This is a genomic window from Rhodococcus sp. RDE2 (genome assembly GCF_020885655.1).
Classification (GTDB): domain Bacteria; phylum Actinomycetota; class Actinomycetes; order Mycobacteriales; family Mycobacteriaceae; genus Rhodococcus; species Rhodococcus pyridinivorans.
Genome location: NZ_AP025186.1, coordinates 1,829,449 through 1,846,911 on the forward strand (window position 1 = coordinate 1,829,449; position 17,463 = coordinate 1,846,911).

The 17,463-nt window shown below is 68.2% G+C and carries 17 protein-coding genes; 15 read left to right on the plus strand and 2 right to left on the minus strand.

The window, feature by feature from the left end:
• Positions 1-2: 2 nt before the first annotated feature.
• On the minus strand, positions 3-824 hold the full coding sequence (locus tag LPH33_RS08535) for a DUF3105 domain-containing protein (RefSeq protein ID WP_229567823.1): 822 nt from the start codon (positions 822-824) through the stop codon (positions 3-5).
• 155 nt (positions 825-979) lie between these two features.
• On the opposite strand from LPH33_RS08535, the gene argS reads away from it, so the two are divergent.
• The 8 genes from argS to prfA all read left to right on the plus strand — a co-directional run bounded on the left by argS (position 980) and on the right by prfA (position 11,391).
• Positions 980-2,632: an arginine--tRNA ligase gene (argS, locus tag LPH33_RS08540; RefSeq protein ID WP_229567824.1), complete on the plus strand. Its 1,653-nt coding sequence runs from the start codon at positions 980-982 to the stop codon at positions 2,630-2,632.
• On the plus strand, positions 2,629-4,050 hold the full coding sequence (gene lysA, locus LPH33_RS08545; RefSeq protein WP_229567826.1) for a diaminopimelate decarboxylase: 1,422 nt from the start codon (positions 2,629-2,631) through the stop codon (positions 4,048-4,050). Before argS ends, lysA begins: the two co-directional genes overlap by 4 nt.
• A gap of 38 nt (positions 4,051-4,088) precedes the next feature.
• Positions 4,089-5,375, plus strand: coding sequence for a homoserine dehydrogenase (locus LPH33_RS08550; protein ID WP_229568297.1), 1,287 nt, complete (start codon positions 4,089-4,091; stop codon positions 5,373-5,375).
• A complete protein-coding gene (gene thrC, locus LPH33_RS08555; RefSeq protein ID WP_016693795.1) occupies positions 5,372-6,463 on the plus strand; it encodes a threonine synthase in 1,092 nt (363 codons plus the stop codon). Before LPH33_RS08550 ends, thrC begins: the two co-directional genes overlap by 4 nt.
• A gap of 37 nt (positions 6,464-6,500) precedes the next feature.
• Complete coding sequence (gene thrB / locus LPH33_RS08560) at positions 6,501-7,430, plus strand: homoserine kinase (protein ID WP_064851647.1); 930 nt, start codon at positions 6,501-6,503, stop codon at positions 7,428-7,430.
• A gap of 472 nt (positions 7,431-7,902) precedes the next feature.
• Positions 7,903-9,867, plus strand: coding sequence for a transcription termination factor Rho (rho, locus tag LPH33_RS08565; protein ID WP_229568298.1), 1,965 nt, complete (start codon positions 7,903-7,905; stop codon positions 9,865-9,867).
• Between the two features lie 122 nt (positions 9,868-9,989).
• The gene (gene rpmE, locus LPH33_RS08570; RefSeq protein ID WP_006552583.1) at positions 9,990-10,223 is read left to right on the plus strand and encodes a 50S ribosomal protein L31; all 234 of its coding nucleotides are present in this window, start codon (positions 9,990-9,992) and stop codon (positions 10,221-10,223) included.
• Positions 10,224-10,311: 88 nt separating this feature from the next.
• Positions 10,312-11,391, plus strand: a complete 1,080-nt coding sequence (gene prfA / locus LPH33_RS08575) for a peptide chain release factor 1 (protein WP_016693798.1) — start codon at positions 10,312-10,314, stop codon at positions 11,389-11,391.
• A 26-nt stretch (positions 11,392-11,417) separates the two neighbouring features.
• Here prfA and LPH33_RS08580 read toward each other — a convergent pair whose 3' ends face one another.
• Positions 11,418-11,903, minus strand: coding sequence for a hypothetical protein (locus LPH33_RS08580; RefSeq protein ID WP_229567828.1), 486 nt, complete (start codon positions 11,901-11,903; stop codon positions 11,418-11,420).
• Positions 11,904-12,087: 184 nt separating this feature from the next.
• Here LPH33_RS08580 and prmC point away from each other — a divergent pair, with 184 nt between their 5' ends.
• From prmC to LPH33_RS08615, 7 genes are all read left to right on the plus strand, one after another.
• Positions 12,088-13,011, plus strand: coding sequence for a peptide chain release factor N(5)-glutamine methyltransferase (gene prmC / locus LPH33_RS08585; protein ID WP_016693800.1), 924 nt, complete (start codon positions 12,088-12,090; stop codon positions 13,009-13,011).
• Positions 13,012-13,062: 51 nt separating this feature from the next.
• The gene (locus LPH33_RS08590; RefSeq protein WP_016693801.1) at positions 13,063-13,725 is read left to right on the plus strand and encodes an L-threonylcarbamoyladenylate synthase; all 663 of its coding nucleotides are present in this window, start codon (positions 13,063-13,065) and stop codon (positions 13,723-13,725) included.
• 19 nt (positions 13,726-13,744) lie between these two features.
• Positions 13,745-14,950 carry an MraY family glycosyltransferase gene (locus LPH33_RS08595; RefSeq protein WP_016693802.1) on the plus strand — a complete coding sequence of 402 codons (1,206 nt, stop codon included), beginning with the start codon at positions 13,745-13,747 and terminating at the stop codon, positions 14,948-14,950.
• Positions 14,951-14,961: 11 nt separating this feature from the next.
• Positions 14,962-15,441, plus strand: coding sequence for a hypothetical protein (locus LPH33_RS08600; RefSeq protein WP_020371189.1), 480 nt, complete (start codon positions 14,962-14,964; stop codon positions 15,439-15,441).
• 408 nt (positions 15,442-15,849) lie between these two features.
• Positions 15,850-16,548 carry a F0F1 ATP synthase subunit A gene (gene atpB / locus LPH33_RS08605; protein WP_006552590.1) on the plus strand — a complete coding sequence of 233 codons (699 nt, stop codon included), beginning with the start codon at positions 15,850-15,852 and terminating at the stop codon, positions 16,546-16,548.
• 90 nt (positions 16,549-16,638) lie between these two features.
• On the plus strand, positions 16,639-16,887 hold the full coding sequence (locus LPH33_RS08610) for an ATP synthase F0 subunit C (RefSeq protein ID WP_006552591.1): 249 nt from the start codon (positions 16,639-16,641) through the stop codon (positions 16,885-16,887).
• Between the two features lie 13 nt (positions 16,888-16,900).
• Positions 16,901-17,461 (plus strand): F0F1 ATP synthase subunit B, encoded by a 561-nt coding sequence (locus LPH33_RS08615; RefSeq protein WP_016693805.1) that lies wholly within the window; start codon positions 16,901-16,903, stop codon positions 17,459-17,461.
• Positions 17,462-17,463: the final 2 nt, after the last annotated feature.

The window sequence follows — 17,463 nt, forward strand, 5'->3', positions numbered from 1 at the left end:
CGTCAGCTCCCGGCCGGTGCCTGCTGCATGTCGCCGATGGATTCCCCGTTCATCGGCACCGCGTCGGGGCCGGGCTCGGAGGCGTCGAAGGGCGGCGGGTTCGCCGGATCGAACGAGCCGGGGATCGTCGAGCAGCTCGCACCCACCTCGGGATAGGTGTACTGGTTCAGACGCAGCGCACTGATGAACTGGTCGATGCGTTCGTCGTCGACGCTGTCGACCTCGAGCCGGTGACCCCACGACTGCAGTGAGACGGGAGCCTCGAGTCCCGGATAGGGTGACATCACCATGTAGGTGCGGCCGTCGACCTTCGCGCGGAGCGTGTCGACCTCGGCGTCGTCGAGCAGATCGGGGTTGTAGGCCACCCACACCGCGCCGTGCTCGAGCGAATGCACCATGTTCTCGTTCCGGACCGGCTGCTCGTAGACCGTGCCGGTGCAGGTCGCCCAGACGGAGTCGTGGGGGCCACCGAAGGGCGGCGACTGGTCGTAGGCGACGCGCTGGCCCGGCGCGACGTGCACACCGGCCGGATACTCGATCTTCAGCACGCCCTCGATGTCGTCCGACGGGTCCTGATTGGACTCCGACGGCGTCCACGCCGACATCTCCTGCTGGTTCTGGTACTTCGGGATCAGGCTCACAGCGATCACGCCGACCAGCACGACGACCAGGGCCACGCCGCCGATCGTCAACCACGGGATCTGACGCTGCGCGGGGACCCCGCGAGCGCCGCCGCTCTTCTTCTTGGCGGCCTGGATGGCCTTCGACGACTTGGCTCCGGTCTTCTTGTTACCGGAGCCGCCACTAACCGAACCGCTGGGCATCGCTGTGTGCTCTTTCGACGGGTGGACAGGCGGACGCGCGCCCATCGGGCGCACAAACACCCACAACTCTACGGGCGTGCTCCCGCGCGGTGCCCGGAGCTGCCGGTAGGGGGAGCGTCGGCGCCGCGATCGACCAGCCAATAGGATGGACACCTGTGACTCCCTCCGACCTTGCTCAGCTGCTCCGCGGAACCGCCGCCGGTGTCCTCACCGACCGTGGTCTCGACGCGTCCGTTCTTCCCGAGACCCTCACCGTCGAGCGCCCGCGCAATCCGGAGCACGGCGACTACGCGACCAACGTCGCGATGCAGGTCGCGAAGAAGGTCGGTGTCAATCCCCGCGAACTCGCCGCCTGGCTCGCCGAGGCCCTGACCGCCGCCGACGGCATCGATTCCGCCGAGGTCGCGGGCCCCGGCTTCCTCAACATCCGACTCGCCGCCGACGCCCAGGGAGCGATCGTGGCGAAGGTGCTCGCCGAGGGCGCCGCCTACGGCAACGGCAGCGACCTGGCGAACACGAGGATCAACCTCGAGTTCGTCTCGGCCAACCCCACGGGCCCGATCCACCTCGGTGGCACCCGCTGGGCCGCGGTCGGCGACGCGCTCGGCCGCATCCTCACCGCCCAGGGCGGCGAGGTCACCCGCGAGTACTACTTCAACGACCACGGCGCGCAGATCGACCGCTTCACCCGGTCGCTCATCGCCTCCGCGCTCGGACAGCCCGCCCCCGAGGACGGCTACGCCGGCGCGTACATCGTCGACATCGCCTCCTCCGTGCTCGAGCAGCGCCCCGACGCCCTCGAGCTCCCCGACGACGAGCGCCACGAGACGTTCCGCTCGATCGGCGTGGACCTGATGTTCGCGCACATCAAGCGCACCCTCCACGAGTTCGGTGTCGACTTCGACGTGTACTTCCACGAGAACTCCCTCTTCGAGAGCGGAGCGGTCGACAAGGCCGTCGAGACCCTCAAGGCGTCGGGCAATCTGTACTTCGAAGACGGCGCCTGGTGGCTCAAGAGCACCGACTACGGCGACGACAAGGACCGCGTCGTCATCAAGTCCGACGGCAACGCCGCCTACATCGCCGGCGACATCGCCTACTTCCAGGACAAGCGCTCGCGCGGCTTCGACCTGTGCATCTACATGCTCGGGGCCGACCACCACGGCTACATCGCGCGCCTCAAGGCCGCCGCGGCGGCCTTCGGCGACGACCCCGACACCGTCGAGGTGATGATCGGCCAGATGGTCAACCTCGTCCGCGGTGGCGAGGCCGTGAAGATGAGCAAGCGGGCCGGCACCGTCATCACCCTCGACGACCTCGTCGAGGCGATCGGCGTCGACGCCGCGCGCTACTCGCTCGTGCGGTCGTCGGTGGACCAGAGCATCGACATCGACCTCGAACTGTGGGCGAGCACCACGAACGAGAACCCGGTCTACTACGTGCAGTACGCCCACGCGCGGCTGTCGTCGATCGCGCGCAACGCCGCCGATCTCGGCCTGACCACCGAGGGCGCCGACTTCGCACTGCTCACCCACGAGCGCGAGGGCGACCTGATCCGCACCCTCGGCGAGTACCCCCGGGTGCTCGCGAAGGCGGCCGAACTGCGCGAACCGCACCGCGTCGCCCGGTACCTCGAGGAACTCGCGGGCACCTACCACCGCTTCTACGACGCCTGCCGGATCCTTCCGCAGGGCGACGAGGAGGCCGGCCCGCTGCACACCGCGCGACTCGCGTTGTGCGCGGCTGCACGTCAGGTCCTCGCCAACGGCCTCGGCCTGCTCGGCGTCACCGCCCCGGAGCGGATGTGAACGCGCATCCGGCGGGACCGCGCCACGCCCAGATCCCGCACGCCCCGAACCTGCCCGAACGGCCCACCGACGCCGCGGCGCTCAACGCGCTCGCCCCGCAGGTGTGGCCGCGCAACGCGTCGCGCGGCGAGGACGGCGTCATGCGCATCGCCGGCATCCCGGTGACCGAGCTCGCCGAGAAGTACGGCACCCCGCTGTTCGTCGTCGACGAGGACGACTTCCGCTCCCGCTGCCGGGAGATCGCGGAGGCCTTCGGTCCGTCGGCGAAGGTGCACTACGCGTCGAAGGCGTTCCTGTGCAGCGAGATCGCGCGGTGGGTCCATCAGGAAGGGCTCTCGCTCGACGTCTCGTCCGGTGGTGAGCTCGCCGTGGCCCTGCACGCCGGCTTCCCCGCCGGGAAGATCGCGATGCACGGCAACAACAAGTCCGTCCCCGAACTGCAGGCCGCCGTGACCGCCGGGGTCGGGCACATCGTGCTCGACTCGCTCGCCGAGATCGACCGGCTCGACGCGGTCGCCGGTGAGGCCGGTGTCGTCCAGGACGTGCTCATCCGCGTGACCGTGGGCGTCGAGGCCCACACCCACGAGTTCATCTCCACCGCGCACGAGGACCAGAAGTTCGGGCTCTCGCTCGCCGGCGGCAACGCCATGCAGGCCGTGCGCCGCGTCTTCGCGGCCGACAATCTCCGCCTCGTCGGTCTGCACAGCCACATCGGCTCGCAGATCTTCGACGTCGACGGCTTCGAACTGGCCGCCCACCGCGTCATCGGCCTGCTGCGCGACATCGTCGCCGAGTTCGGTGTCGACAAGACCTCGCAGATGAACATCGTCGATCTCGGCGGTGGCCTCGGCATCTCGTACGTGCCGAGCGACGACCCGCCACCGGTCGCCGATCTCGCAGCCAAGCTCAACGACATCGTCCGCACCGAGTCCGCGCTCGCCGGGCTGCCGGCCCCGACCCTCGCGGTCGAACCGGGCCGCGCCATCGCCGGGCCGGGCACGGTGACGCTCTACGAGGTGGGAACCCTCAAGGACGTCGAGGTCGGTTCCGGGCACGTCCGCCGTTACATCAGCGTCGACGGCGGCATGAGCGACAACATCCGCACCTCGCTGTACCAGGCGGAGTACGACTCGCGCCTCGTCTCCCGAGTGAGCGACGCCGAGCCGGTGGTCTCGCGCGTCGTCGGCAAGCACTGCGAGAGCGGCGACATCGTCATCCGCGACGCCTGGATGCCCGCGGACGTCGCAGCCGGTGATTTACTGGCGGTCGCGGCGACGGGTGCATACTGCTACTCGATGTCGAGCAGGTACAACCTGCTGCCTCGCCCCGCCGTCGTGGCGGTCAAGGACGGTGTCTCGCGCGTTCTGCTGCGCCGCGAGACCGTCGAAGATCTGCTCAACTTGGAGGTTTCGGAGTGACCAGTGCAACGGCGACCGATGCTTCGGACCGGCGTCCGGTGGGTGTGGCGGTTCTCGGGCACGGCACCGTCGGTGCCGAGGTCGCGCGGATCATCCGCGAGGACGCCGCGGATCTCGAGGCGCGCATCGGTGCCCCCCTCGAGCTGAGGGGCGTCGCCGTGCGCGACGCCGCCCGCGACCGGGGTCTTCCCGCGGAACTGGTCACGACGAACGCCGACGCGCTGATCCGCCGCGACGACGTCGACATCGTCGTCGAACTCATCGGCGGCATCGAACTGCCCCGCAAGCTCGTGCGCACGGCGCTCGACGCCGGCAAGTCCGTCGTCACCGCCAACAAGGCGTTGCTCGCCGCCTACACCGGCGAACTGGCCGAGGTGGCCGAGGCCCGCAACGTCGACCTCTACTTCGAAGCGTCCGTGGCCGGTGCGATCCCGGTGATCCGTCCGCTGACCCAGTCGCTCGCGGGCGACAAGGTCAACCGGGTCGTCGGCATCGTCAACGGCACCACGAACTACATCCTCTCGGCCATGGACGAGACGGGCGCCGACTACGGCGAGACGCTCGCCGAGGCCGGCCGCCTCGGATACGCCGAGGCCGATCCCACCGCCGACGTCGAAGGCTTCGACGCGGCCTCGAAGGCGGCGATCCTCGCGTCGATCGCTTTCCACACCCGCGTGACGGCAGCCGACGTCTACCGCGAGGGCATCTCGTCGATCACCGCCGCCGACCTCACCTCGGCGCGCGCGCTCAACTGCACGATCAAGCTGCTCGCGTTGTGCGAGCGAGTCCCGTCCGCCGACGGCAAGGACCGCGTGTCCGCCCGGGTCTACCCGGCGCTCGTGCCCCGCGAGCATCCGCTGGCCTCGGTCAACGGCGCGTTCAACGCCGTCGTCGTCGAAGCGGAGTCCTCGGGCCGGCTCATGTTCTACGGCCAGGGTGCCGGTGGCGCCCCGACCGCCTCCGCCGTGATGGGCGACCTGGTGATGGCCGCCCGCAACCGGGTGCAGGGTGGTCGTGGTCCGCGTGAGTCGAAGTACGCGCAGCTGGAGATCGCGCCCATGAGCGACATCCTCACCCGCTACTACGTCAATCTGAAGGTCGCCGACCGCGCCGGCGTGCTCTCCGCGGTCGCCGCCGAGTTCGCCACGCGGGGCGTGAGCATCGCAGCGGTCCGCCAGGAAGGCGCCGGCGACGCTGCCCGTCTGGTGGTACTCACCCATCAGGCCACCGACCGTGCGCTGGCGGATACCGTCGCAGCGCTCGACAAACTCGAATCCGTGATCGCTGTGACCAGCGTCCTGAGACTGGAGGGATCCGCCGAATGAGCGCGGCCGAGAAGAACACCACCCCCGTGCACACGCCGTGGCCGGGCCTGATCGAGGCGTACCGTTCGCGCCTGCCGATCGGTGACGACTGGAAGACGGTCACGCTGCGCGAGGGTGGCACGCCGCTGCTCCCGGCTCCGCGTCTGTCGGAGATCACCGGCTGCGAGGTCCACGTGAAGGTCGAGGGGCTCAACCCCACCGGCTCCTTCAAGGACCGCGGTATGACCATGGCGGTCACCGAGGCCCTCGCAACCGGCAAGCAGGCCGTGCTGTGCGCCTCCACCGGCAACACCTCCGCGTCGGCTGCCGCCTACGCCGCCCGCGCCGGTATCGGCTGCGCGGTGCTCGTGCCGCAGGGCAAGATCGCGATGGGCAAGCTCGCCCAGGCCGTCATGCACGGCGCGAAGATCGTCCAGGTCGAGGGCAACTTCGACGACTGCCTCGAGCTCGCCCGCAAGACCACCGCGGAGTTCTCCACCATCGGTCTGGTCAACTCGGTGAACCCGGTGCGCATCGAGGGCCAGAAGACCGCGGCCTTCGAGATCGTCGACGCGCTCGGCGACGCTCCCGACGTGCACATCCTGCCCGTCGGCAACGCCGGCAACATCACGGCCTACTGGAAGGGCTACAGCGAGTACGCGGCCGACGGCCTCAGCACGCGCCGCCCGCGCATGCTCGGCGTCCAGGCGGCAGGTGCGGCACCGCTCGTCCTCGGCCATCCCGTGAAGGATCCCGAGACCATTGCGACCGCCATCCGCATCGGTGCCCCCGCATCGTGGAACGGCGCGGTGGCCGCCAAGGAAGAGTCGAACGGCGCGTTCCGCGCGGCGACCGACGAGGAGATCCTCGAGGCGTACCGGCTACTCGCGAAGTCCGAGTCGATCTTCGTCGAGCCGGCCTCGGCCGCGTCCATCGCAGGTCTGCTCGCCGCGAGCAAGGAAGGTTGGCTCGAGCGCGGCCTCAAGGTCGTGTGCACCGTGACCGGCAACGGTCTCAAGGACCCCGATACGGCCCTGCGCGACGTGCCTGTGGTCGAGCCCATCCCGGTCGACCCGGTCGCGGTCGCCTCCGCGCTCGAGTTGGCCTGAGTTGACCGCCACGCCTTCCTCCGTTGGGAATCAGGACATGACGCAGACGTTGCCCGTGGGGCTTTCGGTGACGGCACGGGTTCCCGCCTCGAGCGCGAATCTCGGCCCCGGCTTCGACTGCCTGGGTCTCGCCCTCGGTCTGTACGACGAGATCACCGTCACCACAACGGCTTCCGGGCTCGACGTGAAGGTGGAGGGGGAAGGCGCCCAGGAGGTTCCGTGGGGACCCTCGCACCTCGTGGTCCGTGCCGTCGAGCGCGGGCTCGAGGCCGCCGGTGTGTGGGCGGACGGACTGGACGTCGTGTGCCACAACGTCATCCCGCACTCGCGTGGCCTGGGATCCTCCGCCTCGGCGGCGGTGGGAGGGCTGGCGGCGGCCAACGGGCTCGTCCGCAAGATCGCTCCCGAGCGCGTCCTCGACGACGAGCAGCTCGTGCAGCTCGCCTCCGAGTTCGAGGGCCATCCCGACAACGCCTCCGCGAGCGTCCTCGGTGGGGCAGTGGTGTCGTGGACCGAGGCCGAAGTCGACTCCGAGCAACGGACCTACCGCGCGGTGAACCTGCGTGTGCACCCGGACATCAAGGCGTACGCCTTCGTCCCGTCGGTCCGTTCGTCCACGGCTCACACCCGTGGCCTGCTGCCCGAACTCGTTCCGCACCGGGACGCGGCGTTCAACGTCAGCCGGGCGGCTCTCGCGGTCGTCGCGCTCACCGAGCGGCCCGAGCTGCTGATGCCGGCGACGCAGGATCTGCTCCACCAGGCCCAGCGGGCACCCGCACTGCCGCTCACCACCAAATGGGTGGCCGCATTGCGCGAGGCGGGCATCCCCGCCATTGTCTCGGGTGCCGGGCCGACAGTCCTTGCGCTCACGACCTCCGCGCTGCCCGACGAACTGCGGGCCGCCGCCGAGGCCGACGAACTGACGGTGCTCGACCTCGAGATCGCCGAGGGCGTCCAGGTCGACTGAGACCGACACGCGGTGCCGGGTGGGGGGGTCGACGGGTGGTGCAACACACACGTCCCATCCGGCACGGCGATTCTTGCTCTACGTACAGATCGTCGCTATTCTGTGGGGTGTCCGCACGTCGTGCGTATCAGTCGCCGGATTCTCCAGGGCAATCACTCCAGCTCCATCGGGGCGCCGAGCCTGGATCGATCCTCACCTGCTCCCGGATCCGGGAGGGGGACAGACCGCACCTACCGGATTTCGGTGTGGTGGCGGACGTGCCGACCGTTCGTTTTCCCTGAACTCGTACGGCAAATCCCAGCTCAGTGGACGAACTGATCTGCGGGACGAACCCTCTGCTGCGCATGAGCGAGCGAGGGAAGGAAGGATCTCCGTGACAGATACGGACCTGATCACTACACCTGCTCTCGACATTCCCGAGGCCGGTAGCCGGACGACCACGCGCGGTCGCCGCGGAGCAGGCCTTTCGGGCATGGTGCTTGCCGAGTTGCGGACTCTTGCCGCCGAGCTCGGAATCAAGGGCACCTCCGGGATGCGCAAGGGTGATCTCATCGCTGCGATCAAGGAGAAGCAGGGAGGCGGCGGCGCCGCACCTGCCGAGCAGCCTGCAGCCGAGAAGATTGCTGCCCCCGAGAAGGCCGAAGCAGCAGCGAAGACCGAGACGGCCGACAAGCCCGAGGGAGCGCCCTCGCGTGGCACCCGCGGTCGCCGTGGCCGTGCCGCCGCCGACGAGACCGCCGCGCCCGAGCAGAAGGCCGACGCCGCGCCGGCCGAGCAGAAGGCCGACGTGAAGTCCGGCGACGAGGGCTCGCAGGAGAAGCCGCAGGGCGGCCAGACCTCCAGCGGCGACAACGAATCCGACGGGAACCGTCGCGGCCGTGGCCGTCGCGGACGCCGCGGTGGCGACAACGCCGACCAGAACCAGCAGGCCGAGGGCACCGACGCGTCCGAGGACGGTCGCCAGGATCGCGACTCGCAGCGCGACAAGGGTCAGGATCGCGACTCGCAGCGCGACAAGGGTCAGGATCGCGACTCGCAGCGCGAGCGTGGCCAGGACCGTAACTCCGGCGACGGCTCCTCGCGCCGCGACCGCAACCAGAGCGACCGCAACCAGGACGGTGGCGATCGCGACGGCGGTAACCAGGGTCCGCGCCAGGGCCAGGACAACCGTGGGGGAGACGACGAGGAAGGCGGCCGCGGACGCCGGGGTCGTCGCTTCCGTGAGCGTCGTCGTGGACGCGACCGCGGCGAGAGCGGTTCGGACTCGCGCGAGCCCGAGATCCGCGAGGACGACGTCCTGCAGCCGGTCGCCGGAATCCTCGACGTCCTCGACAACTACGCGTTCGTCCGCACGTCCGGATACCTCGCCGGCCCGAACGACGTGTACGTCTCGATGAACATGGTGCGCAAGAACGGCCTGCGTCGCGGCGACGCCATCACCGGCGCCGTGCGTGTTCCCCGCGAGGGCGAGCAGAGCAACCAGCGTCAGAAGTTCAACCCGCTGGTCCGCCTCGACACGGTCAACGGCCGCGACGTGGATTCGGCCAAGCGCCGCCCCGAGTTCAACAAGCTCACGCCGCTGTACCCCAACCAGCGTCTGCGGCTCGAGACCCAGCCGAACATCCTCACCACGCGCGTGATCGACCTGGTCATGCCGATCGGTAAGGGTCAGCGCGCACTGATCGTGTCGCCGCCGAAGGCCGGTAAGACCACGGTCCTCCAGGACATCGCGAACGCGATCGCCGTCAACAACCCCGAGTGCTACCTGATGGTCGTGCTCGTCGACGAGCGTCCCGAAGAGGTCACCGACATGCAGCGTTCGGTGAAGGGCGAGGTCATCGCCTCGACCTTCGACCGGCCGCCGTCGGATCACACCTCGGTCGCCGAGCTCGCCATCGAGCGTGCGAAGCGTCTCGTGGAGATGGGCCAGGACGTCGTGGTGCTTCTCGACTCCATCACCCGTCTCGGCCGCGCGTACAACAACTCGTCGCCGGCATCCGGACGCATCCTCTCCGGTGGTGTCGACTCGACCGCGCTGTATCCGCCGAAGCGTTTCCTCGGTGCTGCCCGCAACATCGAGAACGGCGGATCGCTCACGATCATCGCCACCGCGATGGTCGAGACCGGTTCCACCGGCGACACCGTGATCTTCGAGGAGTTCAAGGGCACGGGTAACGCCGAGCTCAAGCTCGACCGGAAGATCGCCGAGCGACGCGTGTTCCCGGCGGTCGACGTCAACCCGTCCGGTACCCGCAAGGACGAGCTGCTCATGAGCCCCGACGAGTTCGCCGTGGTGCACAAGCTGCGCCGCGTGCTCTCGGGCCTCGATTCGCACCAGGCGATCGATCTGCTCATCGATCGGCTCAAGAAGTCCAAGACGAACATCGAGTTCCTCATGAATGTGGCGAAGACCGCACCGGGGGCACTCGACGACTGACGTCGGCGCCCCGGGGAATTTCTTCCCGGGGCCCTACGTTTGGCATAATCGACAGGCTCAGTCCGGCTCCGGTTCACGTCTTCGACCCGCGAAGGCGACCCGGCGGCCACGAAAGGGACACCATGAAGGCAGGAATCCACCCCAACTACGTGACGACGACCGTCGTCTGCGGTTGCGGTAACACGTTCGAGACGCGCAGCACCAAGGAGTCGGGACGTATCAACGTCGAAGTCTGCTCCAACTGCCACCCGTTCTATACCGGCAAGCAGAAGATCCTCGACACCGGTGGACGCGTCGCGCGCTTCGAGGCTCGCTACGGCAAGCGTGCGCCGAAGAAGGCCGCTTCCGACAGCTAGCTGTCACGCCGACGCCCGGTACTGCCCTCGTGCAGGCCGGGCGTCGGCTTTTTCATTGCAAGGATCGAAACCAGAGCGGAGCACACTCATGGCGGGGCAGACCAAGCCGTCGGCCATCGACGACATCCTGGCCGAACACGCGGGTCTGGAGCAGCAGCTGTCCGACCCGTCGCTGCACGACGATCCTGCGGCAGCGCGTCGGGTGGGCAAGCGGTTCGCGGAGCTCGCCCCCGTGATGTCGACCTACAACGCTCTGAAGCAGGCCCGCGAGGATCTCGAGGCGGCGCGCGAACTCGCCGCCGACGATTCGTCGTTCGCGTCCGAGGTCGACGACCTCGAGGCGCAGGTCGCCGAGCTCGACCGTTCGCTGACCGACCTGCTCGCGCCCCGCGACCCGCACGACAGCGACGACGTGGTCCTCGAGGTCAAGTCCGGTGAGGGTGGCGAGGAGTCCGCTCTGTTCGCCGGTGATCTCGCCCGGATGTACACGCGCTACGCCGAACGTGCCGGTTGGCGCGTCGAGGTTCTCGGTGCCACCTACTCCGATCTCGGCGGCTACAAGGACGTCACGCTGTCGATCAAGTCGCGGACCGACGTGCGCGACGGCGTGTGGTCCCGTCTGAAGTTCGAGGGCGGCGTGCACCGTGTCCAGCGTGTGCCCGTCACCGAGTCGCAGGGACGCGTGCACACCTCCGCGGCCGGCGTGTTCGTCTATCCCGAGCCCGACGAGGTCGAGCAGGTGCAGATCGACGAGGGCGACCTGCGCATCGACGTCTACCGGTCGTCCGGCAAGGGCGGTCAGGGCGTCAACACCACCGACTCGGCCGTGCGCATCACGCACCTTCCCACCGGCATCGTGGTGACCTGCCAGAACGAACGCTCGCAGCTGCAGAACAAGGCCCGCGCAATGCAGGTCCTCGCGGCGCGCCTGCAGGCGGCGGCGGAAGAGGCGGCCGAGGCCGAGGCATCGGCGGGTCGCGCCAGCCAGGTCCGGACCGTCGACCGGTCGGAGCGCATCCGCACCTACAACTTCCCGGAGAACCGGATCACCGATCACCGCATCGGCTTCAAGTCCCACAACCTCGACGCGGTGCTCGACGGCGAACTCGACGCGCTGCTCGACGCCCTGGGCGCTGCGGACAGAGAAGCCCGGCTCGCGGCGGAGTAACCGCGAACCGGGCTCGTCGGCAGGGATCAGGCAGGAGCTTCGTCGACCTCACCGGCCTCGCCGCCCCCGTTGTCGTCGGGCGCCGGTGCCGGCGGAACGTTCGTGAGATCGACGCCCGGCAGCAGGAAGCAACCCTGACCGTCGGCGTTCTGATGGGCGCCCCAGACTGCGCTGACGACGAGTCCGTCCCCGGTCTGGAGGGCGACCGCAGGCTCGTCCTCGTCGATTGCTTCCGGAAGGACACCGCCGCCCAGCTGCAGCGTCCGCAGGTTCAACCAGTTGATCTGGCCTCCTCCGCTGCCCTCCTGCTCGATCTCGTACTCGATCTGGCCGGGCTCCGCGTCCTCCTCGGCGAGAACGGTCTCCGTGTCGACCGAGCCGATGCCCGCCGGGCATCCGATGGGGATCGGCTGGAAGTCGATGGGCTCGGCACTCGCGAGAGCAGGGGCCGCGAAGGCGGTCGCGCCCGCAGCGGCAAGAACGGTGATTCCACGCACAGTCCGCGTCTTCATGAAGCAATCCCTTTCTGTCGATGAAACCGACCGGAAGGTATCGGTCCTCGTTCGGGTGCCCCTCCCGGCGTGCTGTCAATCACGTTGCCGGAAACACCCCCGATGTCCGGTCCGTGACTTCTGCGTGCAATGCGAGGGCTACCTCGGCGTAGTGCAGGTCCGAGGTCGTGGCACGCTGTAAGGCGTGAGCCGTCAACCTCTGCGCCTGGCCATCATCGAAGCGGCATCGGTCCTCGAGGAAGCAGGAGTCCCGAGTCCCCGGGTCGACGCCGAACTTCTCGCAGCCCACCTGCTCGGCATCGAGCGGGGGCGACTCGGTCTGGTCCCGCTCGTCGATGCGACGACCATCGACGCCTACCGGTCGATGGTCGAACAGCGGGCGAAGCGGATTCCTCTGCAGTACATCATCGGTACCTCGCCGATGGGGGAGATCGACCTCGCGGTGGGGCCGGGGGTGTTCGTCCCGCGGCCCGAGACGGAACTGCTGCTCGGATGGGCGCTGGCCTTCCTCGAACGCCACGGCAGCCGCAACCCGGTCGTCCTCGACCTGTGCACCGGATCCGGCGCGCTGGCCCTGGCGATCGCTCATGCGCGTCCCGACGCCGAGGTCCACGCCGTCGAGCTCGAGGCGAAGGCCCTTGCGTGGGCACGACGCAATGCCGAGACCCGCGCGGACGAGGGGGACACCCCGATCCGGCTGTACCAGGGCGACGTCACCGACCGCACCCTGCTCACCAACCTCGAGGGCAGTGTCGACCTGGTGGTCGCCAACCCGCCCTACATCCCGGAGGGGGCCGACCTCGAACCCGAGGTGATCGAACACGATCCGCATTCGGCGCTCTTCGGGGGAGCGGACGGACTGTCCGTCATCCGGCCGATGGTCTCCAACATCGCGCGGTGGCTGCGGATCGGGGGAGCGGCAGCGGTCGAGCACGACGACACGCACAGCCTGCTGGTCGCCGAACTGTTCGAGCAGCGTCGGGTGTTCGGCGACGTCGTACGGCACCCCGACCTCGCCGGGAAGGCCCGATTCGTGACCGCACATCGTGTGCCCACCGCGGTGGAGGCCGACCGCATGAAGTCGGTACGGTCTGCGGCGGACGGCTGACGGGCAGGACCCGTCCGGTGCCGATTGCGGCCGAAGTGGAAGGATGAGCGCGTGAGCACCGTGTACGACTGCAACAACGAAGCTTCGCGCGCCGCCGGACTCAACGCGGCGCGCGGCGCACTCAAAGCCGGACGACTCGTCGTCGTACCCACCGACACGGTGTACGGCATCGCGGCCGATGCGTTCGACTCCGACGCCGTGACCGCGCTGCTACGCGCGAAGGGACGCGGCCGCGACATGCCGGTTCCGGTCCTCGTCGGCTCCTGGACGACCATCGACGGCCTCGTCGCCTCGGTGCGTCCCGAGGCGCGGGAGTTGATCCGCGCGTTCTGGCCGGGCGGGCTCAGCCTCGTGGTGCACCAGGCGCCGTCGCTGGCCTGGGATCTCGGCGACACCCGCGGCACTGTCATGCTCCGCATGCCGCTGCACCCCGTCATCCTGGAGCTGCTGCGCGAGGTCGGTCCGCTCGCGGTCTCCAGCGCCAACGTCTCCGGCCGGCCTCCTGCCACCGACGTCACCGAGGCGCGTGAGCAACTCGGAGCGTCGGCGAGTGTCTATCTCGACGGTGGCCCCGCCGAGCACGGGGTGGCATCGACGATCGTCGACCTCACCGGCGACCGCCCGCGCATCCTGCGCGAAGGTGCGGTGACGGCCGAAGCACTCGCGGAGGTGCTCGGCGACGATCCCGAGCGCCTTCGGTCCGGCGGGGAGTAGCGGCGGAGGAACGGAGCACGTGACTGCAGCCGACACCACCGCCGTACTGCTCGCCCAGGCCGGGCGCGGCGCCGGCGTTCCCATCCGGGAGCTTCTCCTCGTCCTGCTCACCGCCGCGGTGGTGACCTTCCTCGCGACCGGTGTGGTGCGGATCCTCGCGCTGAAGTTCGGAGCGGTCGCCGTGCCCCGCGACCGCGACGTGCACGTGACCCCGACTCCGCGGATGGGTGGGGTCGGCATGTACATCGGCCTCGTCGCGGGAATCGTGTTCGCTCAGCAATTACCTGCTCTGACAAGGGGTTTCGAATTCACCCCGGATATGGGGGCGGCGCTCGTCGCGGCCTCGATCATCGTCGTCGTCGGCATCGTCGACGACCGGTGGGGACTCGACGCACTCACCAAGTTCGTCGGCCAGGTCACCGCGGCCGGCGTGCTCGTGATCATGGGCGTGAGCTGGATCGTCATCTACGACCCGTTCAGTGCCTCGACACTCGTACTCGACCAGCTCCAGGGCGGTCTCATCACCGTCGCCGTCGCCGCGGTGACGATCAACGCGATGAACTTCGTCGACGGGCTCGACGGTCTCGCGGCCGGACTGGGTCTCATCGCCGCACTCGCGATCTGCGCGTTCTCCGTGGGTCTGCTGCTCGATCAGGGCGGCGACGTCTCCGCCTACCCGCCGGCCCTCATGGCCGCGGCCCTCGCCGGCGCCTGCCTCGGCTTCCTGCCGCACAACTTCCAGCCCGCCAGGATCTTCATGGGCGACTCCGGGTCCATGCTCATCGGTCTCATGCTCGCCGCGATCTCCACGAGCGCCTCGGGCCTCATCCCGCTCAGCGCCTACGGTTCGCGCGACCTGCTCGGTCTGCTCTCGCCGCTGATCCTGGTCGGTGCCGTGATGTTCATCCCGATCCTCGACCTGCTCCTCGCGATCGTGCGGCGCACCCGGGCCGGCGTCAGCCCGTTCAGCCCCGACAAGATGCACCTCCACCACCGCCTGCTGCAGATCGGGCACTCGCACCGTCGCGTGGTGCTGCTGCTCTACCTGTGGGTCGGCATCCTGGCCTTCGGAGCCGTCGGTTCCTCGCTGCTCGATCGGCGGGCGGTGGTGTTGATCCTCGCGGGCGGTCTCGTGTTCGCCCTCGTCGTGACCGCCGTGCCGTCGCTACGGCGGCACGACGAGTCGGGGGAGACGCCACCGGAGCACTCCCGAGAGGTCGGTTAGGCTCGGATATCGTGACGAACCCGGATCATCCCGAACCCGACCACGGTCTGCCCTCGCTGCCCGACCCGATCGCACCGATGCGCGCGGCCGTGCGGTACGGCGCCCTCGGTCTTCTCGCGCTCGCCGTCGTGGCGTCGGTGGTCTCGGTGCTCGTCGCCGGGATGCCCGGCCTGTGGGGTGCGCTCATCGGAGCGGCCGTCGGCGGAGGTTTCATCCTCTTCACCGCACTCGGCGTTCTCCTGACGTCGAAGTTGCCGGCGATGACCGCCGGAGCAGTACTTCTCGGCACGTGGCTGCTGAAACTGATCCTCGCCATCGTCGTGATGGGTTCGCTCGACTCGCTCGACTTCTACAACCGCAACGCACTCGTCCTCACGATCGTGTTCGCCCTGGTCATCGTTCTGGGGGCCGAGACCTACGGCGTGCTCTCGCAGCGCGCGCTGTACGTGGATCCCCAGGCGTCGTCCGGATCCGACAACGACGATCGGTAGTAGTGCCGCTTGTCCATAACCCCCACGTAGGAACCCACCTACGCACTGTCGTAGAGCAGTTGATAGGGTGAGTTCTACGAGAGTGACGCTGCACGCATCGGGTTTGAAGAGGGTGCGCAGTTGTGACTTCGTAGGCGGTCGTGTTCAAATGGCCGCCGAGTCGACGAGAGTCGCCGACACCGGCAGGAAGCGGGACCGTTCACTCGGTTCGGACCACTGGCGAATACGCGAGCCGACCTGGTCGACTTCAGGATCGTCAATGTCCGATCGAACCGCAGACGGCATGCCTGCGGCCGACTACGGGAGAGAGCGCTGAGCGTCACCACCTTGGCAGCCGGAGAATTCCACGCGCCGTCACTAGCTGATTTTTTCCCACCGGCAGTCCTGTTCGAAGGCACCCCCTTCGAGATGGACCGGCTGATGCTCATCCGCGTCGCCGTCGCCCTGATCGTTGCGCTGTTCTTCTTCTTCGCACTGCGGAGTCCGAAGATCGTGCCGCGGGGCGTGCAGAACGTCGCCGAGATCATGCTCGACTTCGTCCGGATCCACATCGCCGAGGACATCCTCGGTAAGGAACAGGGACGCCGGTTCCTCCCGGTGATCGTCACCATCTTCTTCCTGGTGGTCGGTCTGAACCTGACCTCGGTCATCCCGTTCCTCAACATCTCGTCCAACGCACGAATCGGTATGCCGATCGTGCTCGCGGCACTGGCCTACATCGTCTTCAACTACGTGGGCATCAAGAAGTACGGATTCTTCCGTTACGTCAAGAGCAGCATCGTCATCCCGAACCTGCCGCCGGCTCTCCACGTCCTGGTGATCCCGATCGAGTTCGTCTCGACCTTCATTCTGCGGCCGTTCACGCTGACCATTCGTCTCATGGCCAACATGCTGGCCGGTCACATCATGCTCGTGCTGTTCTTCAGCGCCACCCAGTTCTTCTTCTTCGATTCCGACGGCTTCATGAAGGTGTTCGGTATCGGTTCTCTCATCGGCGGAATCGCGTTCACCTTCTTCGAGCTCCTGGTGATCGTCCTGCAGGCCTACATCTTCGCGCTGCTCACCGCGGTGTACATCGATCTGGCCCTGCACGCCGAAGAGCACTAGCTCGACGGACGGCACGACCTACATCTACACACAGACTGACTCGGTTGCCGACTCCCGGGGCCGAGCCACAAGAAAGGGAATGGAACACCAATGAGCGTTGCGCTTCAGGCAGCAGACGTCCTCGCCCAGGAGACCACGATCTCGGGTGCAGGCGCCATCGGCTACGGCCTCGCCGCCATCGGCCCCGGCATCGGCATCGGCATCGTCGTCGGCAAGGCGATCGAGGGCATGGCTCGTCAGCCCGAGATGGCCGGCCAGCTGCGCACCACGATGTTCCTCGGTATCGCATTCACCGAGGCCCTCGCGCTGATCGGCATCGTCGCCGGCTTCATCTTCTGATCCGACGATCACAATGGCTGACAGCATCCTGATCCTCGCGGCAGAGGCGGAGGACCAGAATCCTCTCCTCCCCGCGACGTACGACATCGTCTGGTCGCTGGTCGCCCTGATCCTCGTCGGATTCGTCTTCTGGAAGTTCGTGCTTCCGATGTTCCAGAAGGTGCTCGACGAGCGTTCGGAGCTGATCGAAGGCGGCATCAAGAAGGCAGAGGAAGCTCAGGCGGAGGCTGCGGCCGCGCTCGAGCAGTACCGTAGCCAGCTCGCCGAGGCCCGCACCGAGGCGGCGCAGATCCGTGAAGAGGCCCGTGCACAGGGCCAGCAGATCATCGCCGACATGAAGGCGCAGGCCCAGGAGGAGAGCGACCGTATCGTCGCCGCCGGTCACAACCAGCTGCAGGCCCAGCGCCAGCAGATCGTGGCCGAGCTGCGTAGCGATCTCGGACGCAGCTCCGTGGATCTCGCCGAGAAGATCCTCGGCGAAGCGCTCGCGGACGACGTGAAGCGTGCCGGCTCGATCGATCGGTTCCTCGACGAACTCGACTCCCTCAGCGCTGACTCTGCATCCGGAAAGTGAGC